Consider the following 14811-nt stretch of genomic DNA (forward strand, 5'->3'; position numbering starts at 1 on the left):
CAATCCGCCAGATGGTCGAGCTCTCCTTCCACGTAGGCCGCGGCCACCAGGGCGCCGATGGAAGTTCCGCACACCACCTCTGGCTTCACGCCCGCTTGCTCGAGGGCCCGGATCACACCGATGTGGCTCCAGCCGCGGGCCGAACCGCTGCCCAGGGCAAGGCCGATCTTAGGCTGGCGTAGGTTTTTCATGGCGTATTCCTGCGCGCCGCGTCAGCGCTGCCCTTGGGCCCAGTTCAGAAACTCCCCGAGGGCGTGCTCCCATTCGGGTCGAACGAAAAAGAAAGCCTCGTTGTGACCGCCTTTCAGCTCCAGAAAGCGCTTGGGCGCTGAGGCGGCGGCGTACAACCGCTCGCCGTGACGAAACGGCACGATTTCATCGTCCCGGCTGTGGGCCACCAGCACCGGGCAAGTGGCGGCCTTTAAATAATCTTGAGTCGGATAACGGATACGGGCAAGCCATTTGACCGGAAGCCACGGATAGACGTCCTGGCCCAGCTCGGGCACCGAGACGAAACCCGACAGGATCACCAACGCCCGGGGTCGAGTGCGAGCGGCGAGCCACGCCGCCACGGCAGCCCCCAGGGACTCGCCAAACAGCACCACGTCCCCGGGGGCGATGCCCCGCTCCGCTGTGAGGTAGTGCCAGGCCGCCAGGGCATCTCGGTAGGTGCCTTCCTCCGAAGGCTCGCCCTCGCTGCGGCCATACCCTCGGTAGTCGACGATCAGGGTGGCGTAACCCAGGCGGGCGAACATGACCAGAGAGTCCAGCCGGTGGGACAGATTACCGGCGTTGCCGTGGAAGAACAGCACCACGCCCCGGGCTTCGGGTACCGGCACGTACCAGGCGTGCAGGCCTAGGCCATCGTCGGTACGCAGGGTGAGCTCCTCATGGGGAAGTCCCCGGTCCCGTGGTGTGGCCCGGAGCTCTCGCCCCACTTCGGGGAAATATATGAGCTTCTCCTGGGCGAAGTAGGCAACGGCCACTAGGGCGCCGTATCCCGCCGCCAACAGGAGCAGGAGCTGCAGCAGCATTCTTGACCGGGCAACGCAAGCGCTCCCGCTATAATAAGTAAGTTCGCTCGAGCCCTCGAGGAGGTCCGCCATGAATCTCGACCGGGTGCCGTCCGGCCGTGATCTGCCCAACGATTTCAACGTCATCATCGAGATCCCGATGCACGGGGCCCCGATCAAGTACGAAGTGGATAAGGAAACCGGCGCCATGTTCGTGGACCGCTTCCTCGCTACCGCCATGCACTACCCGTGCAACTATGGCTACATCCCCCATACTCTGGCGGAAGACGGCGATCCGGTAGACGTGCTGGTGGTGAGCCCGATTGCCGTCATCCCCGGCGCGGTGGTGCGCTGCCGGCCCATCGGCATGCTCAAGATGGAGGACGAGGCGGGCGAGGATGCGAAGCTCCTCGCCGTACCCATCGACCGGCTCTCGGGCATGTACCGGGACATTGAGACGCCCCGGGACCTGCCCGACTTCACCTTGTCCCAGATCAGCCACTTCTTCGAGCATTACAAGGACCTGGAGCCCGGCAAGTGGGTCAAGGTCCGGGGGTGGGTCGGCCCGGAGGAAGCGAAAGCCGAGATCCTGGATGGGGTCAAGCGCTACAACGCGGCGAAGAAAAAACCCGCTTTCTAACGGGCTGCGCCCGGATTCTGGGCCCGGGTCTTGCGCCTAGACAATGAAGATCTGCATCGTCTCCGACAGCCACGACCGCTCAGAGCTGCTCGCCGCCGCGGTCGCCGCTGCCAAGGAAGAAGGCGCCGCAGCGGTAATCCACTGTGGCGACGTGATCGGCCCCCATACCCTGCGGGCCCTACTGCCGATCGGGCTTGTGGTGCACGTGATCCACGGCAACAACCTGGGCGACCCGCTCGCCCTGGCACGTCTCGCGGCGTCCTCTGAGGGGCGCTTGCATTACCACGGCTCGGATGCCCGGCTGGATCTGGCAGGGCGCCGGGTGTTCGTGGTGCACTACCCAGATTACGGCCTGGCGATGGCCACCACCGGGGAATGGGATCTCGTGTGCTGCGGCCACAGCCACCAGGCAGAAATCCGCCGCGTCCGGAATGTCAAAGGCGGCCATACCCTGCTCGTGAACCCGGGCACGGTCGCCGGTATCGGCGCCCCCGCGACCTACGCTCTCGGCGATCTGCACCACCTCGAGTTCACCATCCGGCCGCTACGCCACGGGTGACCGGTTCGGCTTGCGCCGTCCATACCGGAAACCGAGTGGCTCTTATCTGCGCATAAGAATTTTGAATCTAATTTGCCTCCGACGTCCGTGCGGATGGCCTTCCGGCTGGAGTAGAATCGATCGCGATTGCGCCCAAGAACGGCGGAGGAGGAGGATGACAGGCACCATCGCCACCGAGCAAGCCATCGTGGTCGTCGGCGGGGGCATCAGCGGCATGACCGCGGCGCTGGAAGCCGCAGAGTGCGGCAAGGAAGTCGTGCTGATAGAGAAGAGTCCCACCCTGGGCGGCCGCACGGCGCTGCTCTACCGCTATTTCCCCAAGTTGTGCCATCCCACCTGTGGTCTGGAGATCAACCTGCGCCGCTTGAAGGCAAACCCCAAAATCCGGGTACTGACCCTGGCCGAAGTGACCGGGATTACAGGCCGCCGCGGCGACTATACGGTCACCGTGAAGCTCTCGCCACGCTACGTGAACGAGAACTGCACCGCCTGCGGCGCCTGTGCGCAAGTCGTGCAGGCGGAAATCCCCAACCCCTACAACTACAACTTGAACACCATCAAGGCAGCCTACCTGCCCTTCGCCATGGCTTATCCCTTACGTTACGTGCTGGATCCCTGCATCATTGGCACCCCCGATGCGCAAAGAGCGAAAGCCGCCTGTAAGTACAACGCCATCGATCTCGACCAGAAAGAGCAGGTAATCGAGCTCAAGGCGGGCGCCGTGGTCTGGGCGACCGGCTGGAAGCCCTACGACGCGGCCAAGATCCAGCCCTACGGCTACGACCGTTTCCCCAACGTCATCACCAGCGTGGAATTCGAGCGCCTCGCCGATCCCCACGGACCCACCGGGGGCAAGATCCTGCGCCCATCGGACGGGCGGGAAGCGAAGAACATCGCTTTCATCCAGTGCGCTGGCTCGCGCGACGAGAACCACCTGCGCCACTGCTCCCGCATCTGCTGCATGGCTTCCCTCAAACAGACGCAGTACGTGCGCGAAGCCTATGGAGACGAGGGTCGCTCCACCATCTACTACATCGACATCCGCGCCATCGACCGACTGGAAGATTTCTACCAGAAGGTGCGCAAGGACCCGACGGTAAAGTTCGTGAAGTCCAAAGTAGCCCGCATCGCGGAAGAAAAGAACGGCGACCTAGTACTGCACGGCGTGGACACCGAGGGCTACCACCGCTACGCCAACACCCACGATCTGGTGGTGCTTGCCATCGGCATGGAACCCAGCGTGCCCGCCGGTGCGATCCCGGCGGAGGTCGTGGCCGACTCCAGTGGTTTCATCGAAACGACGGCAGACGCTAGTGCGGTCTTTGGCGCGGGCTGTGCCAGCAACGCCCTGGACGTCAACCGGGCAGTGCAGAGCGCCACTGCCGCCGCCCTGCGGGCGATCCAGGTGGTCAATCGGGCTGCTCGCGCAGAGACTTGAATCGATCAGAGGCAAAAACCCATGTCGGAGATGAAGACCGCCGCGTATCTCTGCCGAGGCTGCGGCATCGGCGAGCGGTTGAGCACCGCCCAGATGGCCCAGGTGGCCCAGAAAGAAGGCAAGATGCAGCTCGTGCGCGAGCACGACTTCCTGTGCTCCGCCGAGGGCGTGGAGCTGATCCGCAACGACATCGCATCGGGCGTTACCCACGTCGTGATCGCCGCCTGTTCCCGGCGGGCAAAGACCGAAGCGTTCCACTTTCCCACGGTCGCCTTGGCCCGAGCCAACATTCGGGAAGGCGTGATCTGGAGCCAGCCGGAAGGGGAAGAGCACCGCGAGCTCGCCCAGGAGATGGCCGACGATTATGTGCGCATGGCTTGCGCCGAAGTGAAGAAAATGAAACAGCCCGCGGGCAATCCCCACGTCGGGCAATCGAAACGGCTGCTGGTAGTGGGCGGCGGCGTCTCTGGCATGACCGCTGCCCTGGAGGCCTCTCGAGCTGGCTATTCGGTCACCCTGGTAGAAAAAAGCGGCGCCCTGGGGGGATGGGCGGCGCGGCTGTGGAAGCGGGTGCCCGATCGCGAGCCTTACCGCGACCCCGTGGATACGGGCGTCGGACGGCTCATCGACGCGATCCAACAAGCCCCCAACATCGAGGTGCGGCTCAACTCGGTCATCGCCTCCACCAGCGGCGCGCCAGGCAGGTTCACGGTGGAGATCGCCTCCGAAAGCGGCGGCAGTGTCAAAGAGGAGTTCGGCGCCATTGTTCAGGCGACGGGCTTTACCGCCTACGATCTCGCCAAGCTGCCCCACCTGGGCGGCGGCAAGAGCCCCGACGTGGTGGATCAGGCCGGGCTGGAACAGCTAGCACTGCAGGCAGCCAAGGACGGCCGGCCCATCCGCCGGCCGTCCGATGGATCCGAGGTCAAGACGGTGGCTTTCGTCCAATGCGCCGGGCAGCGGGACGAGACCGGTCAGCACTTGCCCTACTGCTCCGGACACTGCTGCGCCACCAGCATCAAGCAGGCGATGTACTTCAAGGACGCCAACCCGGAGGTGGACACGGTGGTGATCTACACCGATCTACGGGTACCGGGTAACGGGGAGGACTTCTACCGCAGCGCCCAGGCCAAGGGCGTCACCTTCATCAAGGGAAAGGTGAACGCAGTGGAAGTGAACGGCGGGCGCTGTAAGGTCAAGTTTCACGACCTGATCCTCAATGACGAGCGCGCCCTGGTGGATGCGGACCTGGTGGTACTGGCCACGGGCCAGGTCCCGGTATCCGGGGTCGACATTGAAAGGCAGGGAGAGGTCCCGGAGGCCCAGCGCAAGGCCGCTTCGGTTCTCAACCTCAACTACCGCCAGGGACCGGATCTGCCCCAACTCAAGTACGGCTTCACCGATTCCCACTTTATCTGTTTTCCTTACGAGACGCGCCGCACCGGCATCTACGCTGCAGGACCGGTGCGTCGGCCCATGGACATCGCCCAGGCGATGGAGGATGCCACCGGAGCGGCCCTCAAGGCGATCCAGGCCATGGAGAACGCGTCCCTGGGGCGCGCCGCCCATCCCCGTTCCGGTGACCTCTCGTACCCCATGGTGCGTCTCGATGGCTGTACCCAATGCAAGCGCTGTACCGTGGAATGTCCCTTCGGCGCCATCGACGAGGACGAAAAGCGCTACCCGGTGTTCAACGAGAGCCGTTGCCGGCGTTGCGGTACCTGTATGGGCGCCTGTCCGGTACGGGTGATTTCCTTCGAAAACTACTCGGTGGACACGGTCGGGGCCCAGATCAAGGCAGTGGACATCCCCGACGAGTTCTCGGAGAAACCACGCATCTTGGTGCTCGCCTGCGAGAACGACGCCTACCCGGCGCTCGACATGGCGGGTATGGGTCGCCACCACTACAGCGCCTTCGTGCGTGTGATCCCGGTGCGCTGCCTCGGCTCGGTCAATACCATCTGGGTCACCGACGCCCTGAACGCCGGCTACGACGGTGTGATGCTCATGGGCTGCAAGCGGGGTGAGGACTATCAGTGCCATTTCGTCAAGGGTTCGGAGCTCGCCAACTACCGCATGAGCAAGATCGACGACACGCTGAAGCAGCTCGCCCTGGAAACCGAGCGGGTTGCCACTTACGAGGTGGCCATCACCGACATCACTCGCGTGCCGCGACTCATCAACGAATACGCGGCCAAGATCAACGAGATCGGCCTGAACCCGATGAAGGGCTTCGGCTGAGCCGGCCGATGGGAAATACATATGGTGAATAGCAAGGGGTATCCTGAGCGGCCTCCTGCTTTCGACCATCCGCCAAGGAGCATGGCATGGGCGATCTGAACATCGAGGCCATCGAACGCTACCGCAACAACTTCCTAAGAGAAGTGGAAGAGCGGGTCGAGGAGGGCCATTGGGTCAAGATGTGCATGCAGTGTGGGGTCTGCTCCGGCTCCTGTCCGTTCGGGCCCCATTGGGCCCATCCGCCCCAAGAGATCTTCATGCTCATCCGGGCAGGCAGGCGCGAGGAAGTCCTGACCTCCGACTCCATGTGGATGTGCACCTCCTGTTATAACTGCGTGGTGCGCTGCCCGCGCCAGCTTCCCATCACTCAGATTATGCATGGGCTCGCCACCTACGCCCACCGACTGGGCCTTGCTCCCAAAAACCAGCCCACGCGCAAGTTTTCGGTGCAGTTCTGGGAGAACTGCACCAAGACCGGTCGGGTAAACGAGCTAAAACTCACCTTGGGGCTGTACTTCAGCGACGGCCTCGTCGCCGGCATCAAGAAAGCTTGGGCGCTACGCCATATCGGTTTTGGCCTGCTACGCGCCAAGCGGCTTAACCCGTTGGAGCTGATCAAGGGCCACGAGTGCAAGGACAAGAAGGGCATTCACGCGATGCTTAAGAAGGCTTACGAGATCGAGAACCGCAGGAAGGGCTTTACGAGCTGAGGAGATCGCCATGGCGAAAAAGGAATATGCTTTTTATCCGGGTTGTTCCTCTCAGTTGCGGGCCTCCGCGTCCAACTACATGGTGTCGGTCAACGCCATGTGCAAGGTGCTGGACGTGAAGCTGACCGAGATCCCGGACTGGAATTGCTGCGGCGCCTCCATCGGCTATGCTGGCTCGGGCGAGTTGGCGCGCCACGTCCTGAACGCCCGCAACCTCGCCCTGTCGGAGCAGCACCTGCCGGGTCAAGACATCGTGGCCACCTGCGCCGCCTGCTGGCTGGGGGCGCGGGAGACAAAAGAGAAGCTCGCCGCCTCCAGCACCCTTCTCGCCGACACCCAGGAGGCGCTGAAGGAGGCGGGTCTCAGCTACAAGGGCGAGGCCGAAATCCGCCACATGGTGGAAGTCTTGATCGAGGACTTCGGCTACGAAGCGCTGGGCAAACCTGTGGTGAAACCCCTCGAGGGCATCAAGTTCGCGGGCTACGTGGGCTGCCAGACCAACCGTCCTTTCGGCATCGCCGGAGAATCCTTCGAAAATCCCATGTACCTGGATCGGCTGGTAGAGACCTTGGGGGGCGAAGCCCTGACCGACTACGATCAGAAAGTGACCTGCTGTGGCGGTGCCCTCGCCTTCTCCGAGCCAGAAAAGAGTCAGAAGCAGATCAAGGACATCGTGGAATCGGCCTACGACCACGGAGCCGACATGATCGTCACTCCTTGCCCCCTGTGCCAGGCGAATGTGGAAATCTACCAGTCGGAGATCAACAAACGCTACGGCACCAAGTTCAACATGCCGGTCACCTATTACAGCCAGCTCATGACGGTGGCTTACGGGGGCGGGATCAAGGAGGCCGGCCTCGACGGTCAGGTGATTCGAGCAAAAAAGCTGGAAGAGATCGCGGTGAAGGTGGTGAAGAAGTAGGTCGAGGCCTCTACGGCCCGCTCCCGCGCCGGGCCGCTGCGCGGCTTCCGTGTCGCGGGCCTGCCTCTCCGGTCAGGTGATTCGAGCAAAAAAGCTGGAAGAGATCGCGGTGAAGGTGGTGAAGAAGTAGGTCGAGGCCTCTACGGCCCGCTCCCGCGCCGGGCCGCTGCGCGGCTTCCGTGTCGCGGGCCTGCCTCTCCGGTCAGGTGATTCGAGCAAAAAAGCTGGAAGAGATCGCGGTGAAGGTGGTATAGCATCAGCCATGGAGCCCCCGCATACCCTGGAAGCCTATGTCGCCCTGGTGGTCGAGACCATCGAAGAAACAGAGGACTTTCTCGCCTGCATCGACGATGCCGACCCAGAGGAGAACTGGGAACGCTATCGCTTGCCCATGGAACGCATCCTGGCGGGGCTGCGGCAACTGCTGGCCGGCCTTGAGGGAGGTGCTTATCGGCCCCCCGCTGCCGATTCGCCGCCGTTCTTCGACGACATAGATGCCCTGGCCGCCGATGTGCCCATCCGTTCCATGCTCCGGGAGGTGGCCCGCATTTACCGTGAGGGATTCTGACGAGCGATGATCTGCCTGATCGCCGGCAGCACTTGGTGGTTGCTGGGGCCGGCTCTGACCCTCGCCTGGGACCACTCGGTGGAAAAGATTCGCTGGGAAGAGGATTACCGAGTGGTAGACGATCGCCTGGTGCTGGTGGAAGCCCGAGTCCAGGGCTCCGGGGCAGGAATGGAGCCGCCGCCCCACGCTCGCTACGCTGACGGATGGTGGCGTTACGCCGGAACGGTACCGCCCCTGGAGCGGCTGACTCTCGCCAATTCCGATTTCACGCCCGACTACCAGCTCTGCCTGGCAGGGCTCTGTCAGCCCTTGGCCCGCTACCTGGGGCGCCACCGGGGTCCGGTGGCCCTCACCCCCTGCTGAGATCGACCTGGGAAGCTCCGCCCGCGGGTACAGCCTGGCGATTCGCCAAGGCCCCGCTAGTCCTTCCCCGACCCGCCTTTCTATAATGGAGTTCCGTCCCAAACCCGAGGGAGGATTTTCCCGTGAGTACTGTTCCCGTCCTCCAGAGCGAAGAGCCCATCCTGCTGCGCCATGACGCAGGCGGCGTCACTACCCTGACCCTTAACCGCCCCCAGGCCTACAATGCCCTCAACCGGGCTTTGTTGGCCGCAATGCAGGAGGCGCTCGAGGCCATCGCTGCCGATGCCACCGTCCGGGTGGTGGTCATTGCCGGCGCGGGCAAAGCCTTCTGCTCGGGCCACGATCTCAAGGAGATGCGCGCCAATCCCGATCCGGTTTTCATTCGGGCGCTCTTTGACCAATGCAGCCGCATGATGCTCACCCTTACCCGCATTCCCCAGCCGGTCATCGCCCGGGTCCACGGGCTGGCTACAGCCGCGGGCTGTCAGTTGGTGGCCCAGTGCGACCTGGCAGTGGCTTCCGAAGAGGCCCGCTTCGCCACCTCTGGCATCAACTTTGGGTTATTCTGCTCCACCCCCGGGGTAGCCCTATCCCGCAACGTCTCCCGCAAACAGGCCATGGAGATGTTGCTGACCGGTGAATTCATCGACGCCCCCACCGCACTGGCGCGGGGGCTCGTGAACCGGGTCGTGCCGATGGACCAGCTGGACGAGGAAGTGGGCCGGCTGTGCCAAGCCATCGTCTCCAAGTCCCCGGTGGCCGTCGCCACCGGCAAGCGCCTGTTCTATCGGCAACTCGAAACGGGACTGGAGGAGGCCTACCGCCTCGCCTCCGAGGCCATGACCTGCAACATGATGGCCGAGGACGCCTTAGAGGGCATCGACGCCTTCATCGAGAAACGTACCCCGCGTTGGCGGGGCCGTTGATCCGGCGCCGGACATACAAGCGCTGTTTAAGCCATCCCGGGTCCGGCGCGGCCCTCCGGGCCGGAAACCAGCAAGGCTCCTCTCCGCTCTTAGTTTTTGAAGCGCCATGGACCGCGGTCAAGCCCTCCGACATCGCCTCTACAACGCCCTGCAGTCGGCGGCTCTACTCGCCGCGATGGCAGCGATCGCCGGATTGGTGGGCTGGCTAATTGCGGGCGTGGAAGGGCTCGTCTGGTTTGCAGCCCTGGTGCCCCTCGCTCTGGCGCTGGGGCCCAAGCTCTCGCCGCAGCTGGTCCTGCGAGCCTACGGTGCCCGGGAGATCGCGCCCTTTCTCGCGCCGGATCTGTACGCCCTGGCCCAGACCCTCGCCCGCCGAGCGGAGCTCCCCACCGTCCCACGGCTCTATTACGTGCCCTCGGCGGCCCTTAACGCCTTCACGGTGGGCAATCGCTCCAGTGCGGCCATCGCCTTGACCGACGGGCTGTTGCGGTCCATGACGCCTCGGGAGCTGGCAGGCGTCCTCGCCCATGAAATCGCCCACGTGGTCAACAACGACATCTGGGTCATGCAACTCGCAGACGTGGTGAGCCGCATGACTGCGTTTCTTTCCCTCGCCGGCTTGATGCTTCTCGCCGTAGCGCTGCCAGTCGCCTTCGTCGCCGGCTACGAGACACCCTGGGTGGCGCTGCTGGTGCTCGCCACGGCCCCCCATCTGGCTACGCTGCTGCAATTGGGTCTGTCGCGGGTGCGGGAATACGATGCAGACCGCCTGGCCGCGGAGCTGACCGGCGATCCCCTGGGCCTCGCCTCCGCGCTGGAAAAGCTGGAGCGCCGCCACCGCTCCTGGTTCGAGCAGATCTTCTTCCCGGGCCGCCATGCGCCGGAGCCTGCCGTATTACGCACCCATCCGCCTACCCGGGAGCGAATCCGGCGGCTGCTCGCCCTGGCCCAGGTCCCGTCTGCCTCCTGGGGCGTTTCTTGGGATCTGCCTCTGCTTCGGCAGCTGCCCCCAGTGACGCGCTCGTCTCGCTGGCGCATCCATGGGCACTGGCATTAACCCGCTGAGAAGGCCATGAAAGCCGCTGTGCTCACCGCCATAGCCGCCCTGCTGGTGACCGCCGCCCTCGCCCACGCCGGGGGTTCCAATTATGGTGTGTCTCCGGGCATCGCCCCCGCCTTCACGGGACAAGTCTCCGAATGGGTGGTGCCCACCCTCGAGTTCGCTTGGGATCCGGCCATCGCCCATGATGGCGCGGTGTTCATCGCCGTCATGCACGGAAACAAGATCGCCCGCTTCGATCCCCGGAGCGAGCGGCTTACCGAGTGGGAGCTTCCCCTGCGCGCCCATCCCCACGGCCTGCTGGTGGATCGGAACGGCACGGTGTGGTACACCGGCAACGGCACCATCGGCCGGCTCGACCCCTGCACGAACGACCTCAAAGTGGTGAAGGTTCCATCCCGCGGCGTTGGTATCCGCAAGATGGTGGTGGATGCCCAGGGCTGGCTGTGGTACATGGGCAGCCACAACGGTCGCCTTGGGAGAGTGAACTAGCGCCTCGCCGGGCAACGGAGGCCGCCATGACAAGATCGTCGAAGCGCAGTGCGTTCGCGCTGTTCCTCGCCGTCGGCCTCGCAGCCGCCGCATCGGGCGCCGACCAAGAAACGTTGTGGCGAAAGCTTCAAGAGGGCCACTCCACGCTACTCGTTCGTCATTCCCTGGCTCCAGGCACCGGCGACCCGGAAAACTTCCAACTGGAGGATTGCCGCACCCAGCGCAATCTCTCCCCAGAGGGGAGGGCTCAGGCCCGGCGCATCGGCGAAGAGTTCCAACGTCGGCAAATCCCGGTAGGAGAGGTGCGCTCGAGCCGGTGGTGCCGCTGCCTGGAGACCGCCCAGCTCGCCTTCGGCAAAGCTGATCCCTGGCCAGCTCTCGACTCCAACTACAACGACCGCGCCCAGCGGCGAGAAGACAAGAACCGGGCGGTGTTGGAATATCTTTTGGCAAATCCGCCCAGGGGTGGTAACCGGATCCTAGTGACCCACAATTACAACATCCGCGACCTGACCGGCGTTTCGCCGGCTTCTGGGGAGATGGTGGTCGTGGAACCGGATGGAACCGGCGGGCTGAGGGTCCTGGGAACCCTGACCGTGCTCCGCTGAGGAAGCGTGCAGGCAGTAGCCCCATGCCCGAGCCGGCGAAAGCGACCTGGCCGCCCCAGACCCCGACGCCGGGTCGCCGGCCAGAGGCGTTCTTCACTGTTCGCTGCGTCCCGCCGGAAGCGCCTTTTGCCTGGGTGCGGGCGGGCTGGCGCGACCTGAAGCGTTCGCCCTCGGTCAGCCTGTCCCACGGCGCGCTGCTCGCCATGATGGGAATCCTTCTCCACATCTATTTCCACGAGCAACCCGCAGTGGCGCGGGGTTTGGCCGTTACTTTCGCCCTGGTGGCACCCCTGCTCCTCGTCGGACTACAGGAGGCGAGCAGACGGCTGGAAAGCGATCTCCCCGTGCCCTTCGCCGCGAGCCTCAGCGCCTGGCGCAGCAATCCTGCCGGTGTCTGGACGTTCGCCATGCTGAGCGCCCTGGGAGCGGAGGTCTGGTTGCGCGTGTCGGCGGGAATCGCGACCCTCTTCTTTCCCGCCACCGATTCTGCGCCGGGCCCGCTGGTGCGGGAAGTGATTTTTTCCCAGGAAGGCTACGAGTTCGTGGTGGTATACTGGAGTGCGGCGGCCCTATTCGGCGCCCTCGCCTTCGCTGCGAGTGCCGTCGCCCTGCCCCTGCTGCTCGCCTGGCGGATAGACGCCATGACCGCCATCCGCGTCAGCCTCTGCGCCTGCCGGCGCAACCCAAAGGCCATGATACTGCTCGCGGCCATCATCGCCGCCCTCCTCGGCGCTGGCATGCTGCCATTCTACGTGGGGCTGGTGTTCGCCGCCCCCATCGTCAGCCACACCCAGTGGCACGCGTACCGAGACCTGGTGGCGGTCGGTCAGTTCCCTGAAAGTCCAAAGGGGGACAATAGCGCCCGGTAAAAGTCCTCTTCAACATCCCGCGACGTGCTTGCTTCTCGTTTCATTGTCTGTGCTCCCTCCCTTTTTCCGCACGGTCGTCCGGGCGTCAACCCTTTCCCGGGACCCAGATGCGGCTTTCCTCGCCGGCCAGAGCAAGCATCAACTGATTGAGCCGTCGCACGAAGGCCCCAGGATCGTCGAGCTGGCCGCCTTCGGCAAGTAGCGCCTGCTCCAACAGAAGGTGGGCCCAGTCCGCGAAGCGATCCCCTGAAGGCTCCTTCTTCAAGCGCTGTACCAGGGGATGCCTCGGATTGATCTCCAAGATGGGGCGGGCAGGTGGCACCTTCTGACCGGCGAGCTTGAGCAGCCGTTCCAAATTCATCCCGATAGCATTAGCCTCAACCACCAGACAGGCAGGGGACTCGGTCAAGCGGTGGCTCACCCGCACTTCCTTCACCCGGTCGCCCAAGGCCTCCTGGAGACGGGACACGAGCTCCCTGAACTCCCGCTCATCCCGCTCGCGCTCTTTGCGCTCCGCCTCGTTCTGCAACTTGCCCAAGTCGAGCTCGCCTTTGGCCACCGACTGCAGGGGTTTGCCCTCGAAGGCCGGCAGGTTGGCCACTACCCACTCGTCTACCCGGTCGTGCAGCAGCAGCACTTCCACGCCTTTCTTGCGGAACACCTCCAGGTGGGGGCTGTTCTTCGCTGCGGGAAAGCTCTCGGCGGTGATGTAATAGATCTTCTCTTGGCCGCTTTTCATGCGTTCGACATAATCTGCGAGGGATACCGTCTGCGCGTCAGTATCAGCGTAGGTGGAAGCAAAGCGCAGCAGCCGCGCGATCCGGTCCCGATTGGCCGGATCCTCGCCTACTCCTTCCTTGAGCACGCGGCCGAACTCGCGCCAGAAGGCAGCATATTTTTCTGGTTCGTTTTGTGCCAGCTCCTCCAGCAATCCGAGCACCCGCTTCACGCAGCCTGCGCGTATCGTTTCGATGTCTTTGGATTGCTGCAGCATCTCCCGCGAGACGTTGAGGGGCAGATCGCTCGCGTCCACCACGCCCCGGACAAAGCGCAGGTAGTAGGGCAGGAGCTGCGCGGCATCGTCCATGATGAACACGCGGCGCACGTAGAGCTTCACGCCCCGGCGGTGTTCCCGGTCCCACAGGTCGAACGGTGCTCGGGAAGGAATGTACAGAAGCAAGGTGTATTCGGTCTTGCCTTCCATGCGGGCGTGCACCCAGGCGAGAGGCGGCTCCACGTCGTGGGCGACATGCTTGTAGAACTCTTCGTATTGCTCCCGGGAGATTTCCCCCTTGGGTCGTGCCCACAGGGCGGAGGCCCGGTTGACCGTCTCATCCTCCCCCTTGGGCAGGTACTCTCGCCGATCCTTGTCCCATTCTTCTTTAGGCATGCGGATGGGCAGTGTGATGTGATCCGAGTACTTACGAATGATGGCCCGCAGCCGCTCTCCGGAAAGAAGCTCGTCCTCTCCCTCGCGCAGGTGCAGGATCACTTCTGTACCCCGCTGGGGGCGCGCCACCGTCTCGATGGTATACTCGCCCTCCCCGGTGGACTCCCATCGGACACCGTGCTCCTGGGTAAGTCCCGCGCGCCGGGTGATGAGCGTCACTCGATCCGCCACGATGAAAGACGAGTAGAAGCCCACGCCGAACTGGCCGATCAGGTGAGCATCCCGCGCTTGGTCCCCCGTCAATCGCTCGAGAAATTCTCGTGTCCCGGATTTGGCGATGGTGCCAATGTTCTCGATCACCTCCTCACGCGACATGCCAATGCCGTTGTCGGCCACCGTGATGGTGCGGGCGGCCTTGTCGTAGGTCACCCGGATATAGAGATCCGGATCGTCTTCGTACAGCGCCGGATCGCCCATGGCTTCGAAGCGCAGCTTGTCGCAAGCGTCGGAAGCGTTGGAGATCAGCTCCCGCAGGAAGATTTCCTTCTGGGAGTACAGGGAATGGGCGAGCAGATTCAGAAGCTGCTTGACTTCCGCTTGGAAGCCCAGGGTTTCCTTGACTGCAGGCATGGGCATTCACCTCTCCTTTCTACAACGCAACTTTCTGTTATGGGAACAGGCTGCAGGAACTTCAAGCCCTATCCGCCTCCCTCGCCGCATTCCGCTGACGGCAGCCTCGAGAGTCCCTGATGACTGCGGAACCGGTGGGTTCCGGCCCACTGCGAAGCGAGAGCCGGCAGCCAAGCTCGCTCGCCGTACCACTCTGTGAGAAGGCCCCGCTTTCTGTGTCTGGAAAGCGTCCAGCAACGCCTAGCCCCTCGCGCATTCCTCTGGGTACGGCGCGACAAGCTCGCCGTGCGAAGGAACGCCGACCGAAGAACCAGGTACCGGATTCGCCCTTGCGGCGCTACTTGGAAAAGGCCGCCTGCTCCCTCCCCCCATCCCCCAACGA

General features: G+C 63.9%; 16 protein-coding genes. 13 read left to right on the forward strand and 3 right to left on the reverse strand.

The genetic code is table 11. The features are described from left to right. Both V7Q81_RS10055 and V7Q81_RS10060 read right to left on the reverse strand, forming a co-directional pair. A partial coding sequence (locus tag V7Q81_RS10055; protein WP_333842737.1) for a patatin-like phospholipase family protein occupies positions 1 to 191 on the reverse strand: 191 nt, incomplete at its 3' end. Positions 192 to 212: 21 nt separating this feature from the next. Beyond that, complete coding sequence (locus tag V7Q81_RS10060) at positions 213 to 1034, reverse strand: alpha/beta hydrolase (protein ID WP_333842739.1); 822 nt, start codon at positions 1032 to 1034, stop codon at positions 213 to 215. A gap of 70 nt (positions 1035 to 1104) precedes the next feature. Here V7Q81_RS10060 and ppa point away from each other — a divergent pair, with 70 nt between their 5' ends. The 13 genes from ppa (at position 1105) to V7Q81_RS10125 (ending at position 12409) form a co-directional block, all read left to right on the forward strand. Then, positions 1105 to 1653, forward strand: coding sequence for an inorganic diphosphatase (gene ppa / locus V7Q81_RS10065; RefSeq protein WP_333842741.1), 549 nt, complete (start codon positions 1105 to 1107; stop codon positions 1651 to 1653). Positions 1654 to 1696: 43 nt separating this feature from the next. Next, a complete protein-coding gene (locus V7Q81_RS10070) occupies positions 1697 to 2212 on the forward strand; it encodes a metallophosphoesterase family protein (protein ID WP_333842744.1) in 516 nt (171 codons plus the stop codon). Between the two features lie 154 nt (positions 2213 to 2366). Then, on the forward strand, positions 2367 to 3650 hold the full coding sequence (locus tag V7Q81_RS10075) for a CoB--CoM heterodisulfide reductase iron-sulfur subunit A family protein (RefSeq protein ID WP_333842747.1): 1284 nt from the start codon (positions 2367 to 2369) through the stop codon (positions 3648 to 3650). Between the two features lie 21 nt (positions 3651 to 3671). Further along, positions 3672 to 5891: an FAD-dependent oxidoreductase gene (locus V7Q81_RS10080; RefSeq protein ID WP_333842749.1), complete on the forward strand. Its 2220-nt coding sequence runs from the start codon at positions 3672 to 3674 to the stop codon at positions 5889 to 5891. 86 nt (positions 5892 to 5977) lie between these two features. Beyond that, positions 5978 to 6601, forward strand: a complete 624-nt coding sequence (locus V7Q81_RS10085) for a 4Fe-4S dicluster domain-containing protein (RefSeq protein WP_333842752.1) — start codon at positions 5978 to 5980, stop codon at positions 6599 to 6601. 10 nt (positions 6602 to 6611) lie between these two features. Further along, positions 6612 to 7523: a CoB--CoM heterodisulfide reductase iron-sulfur subunit B family protein gene (locus V7Q81_RS10090; RefSeq protein WP_333842755.1), complete on the forward strand. Its 912-nt coding sequence runs from the start codon at positions 6612 to 6614 to the stop codon at positions 7521 to 7523. Positions 7524 to 7785: 262 nt separating this feature from the next. Then, on the forward strand, positions 7786 to 8091 hold the full coding sequence (locus tag V7Q81_RS10095; RefSeq protein ID WP_333842758.1) for a hypothetical protein: 306 nt from the start codon (positions 7786 to 7788) through the stop codon (positions 8089 to 8091). Between the two features lie 6 nt (positions 8092 to 8097). After that, complete coding sequence (locus V7Q81_RS10100; RefSeq protein WP_333842760.1) at positions 8098 to 8454, forward strand: DUF1850 domain-containing protein; 357 nt, start codon at positions 8098 to 8100, stop codon at positions 8452 to 8454. A 122-nt stretch (positions 8455 to 8576) separates the two neighbouring features. Beyond that, on the forward strand, positions 8577 to 9380 hold the full coding sequence (locus tag V7Q81_RS10105; RefSeq protein ID WP_333842763.1) for an enoyl-CoA hydratase: 804 nt from the start codon (positions 8577 to 8579) through the stop codon (positions 9378 to 9380). Between the two features lie 106 nt (positions 9381 to 9486). Beyond that, the gene (locus V7Q81_RS10110; RefSeq protein ID WP_333842765.1) at positions 9487 to 10437 is read left to right on the forward strand and encodes a M48 family metalloprotease; all 951 of its coding nucleotides are present in this window, start codon (positions 9487 to 9489) and stop codon (positions 10435 to 10437) included. A 15-nt stretch (positions 10438 to 10452) separates the two neighbouring features. Continuing rightward, on the forward strand, positions 10453 to 10932 hold the full coding sequence (locus tag V7Q81_RS10115) for a Vgb family protein (protein ID WP_333842767.1): 480 nt from the start codon (positions 10453 to 10455) through the stop codon (positions 10930 to 10932). 26 nt (positions 10933 to 10958) lie between these two features. Next, a complete protein-coding gene (locus V7Q81_RS10120; protein WP_333842769.1) occupies positions 10959 to 11540 on the forward strand; it encodes a histidine phosphatase family protein in 582 nt (193 codons plus the stop codon). 23 nt (positions 11541 to 11563) lie between these two features. Next, positions 11564 to 12409: a DUF2189 domain-containing protein gene (locus V7Q81_RS10125; RefSeq protein ID WP_333842770.1), complete on the forward strand. Its 846-nt coding sequence runs from the start codon at positions 11564 to 11566 to the stop codon at positions 12407 to 12409. An 85-nt stretch (positions 12410 to 12494) separates the two neighbouring features. Here the strand turns inward: V7Q81_RS10125 and htpG are convergent, their stop codons facing one another. Continuing rightward, positions 12495 to 14435: a molecular chaperone HtpG gene (htpG, locus tag V7Q81_RS10130; protein ID WP_333842772.1), complete on the reverse strand. Its 1941-nt coding sequence runs from the start codon at positions 14433 to 14435 to the stop codon at positions 12495 to 12497. Positions 14436 to 14811 lie beyond the last annotated feature (376 nt).

It is taken from the genome of Pelomicrobium sp., assembly GCF_036803785.1.
In the GTDB taxonomy this organism is placed as follows: domain Bacteria; phylum Pseudomonadota; class Gammaproteobacteria; order Burkholderiales; family UBA6910; genus Pelomicrobium.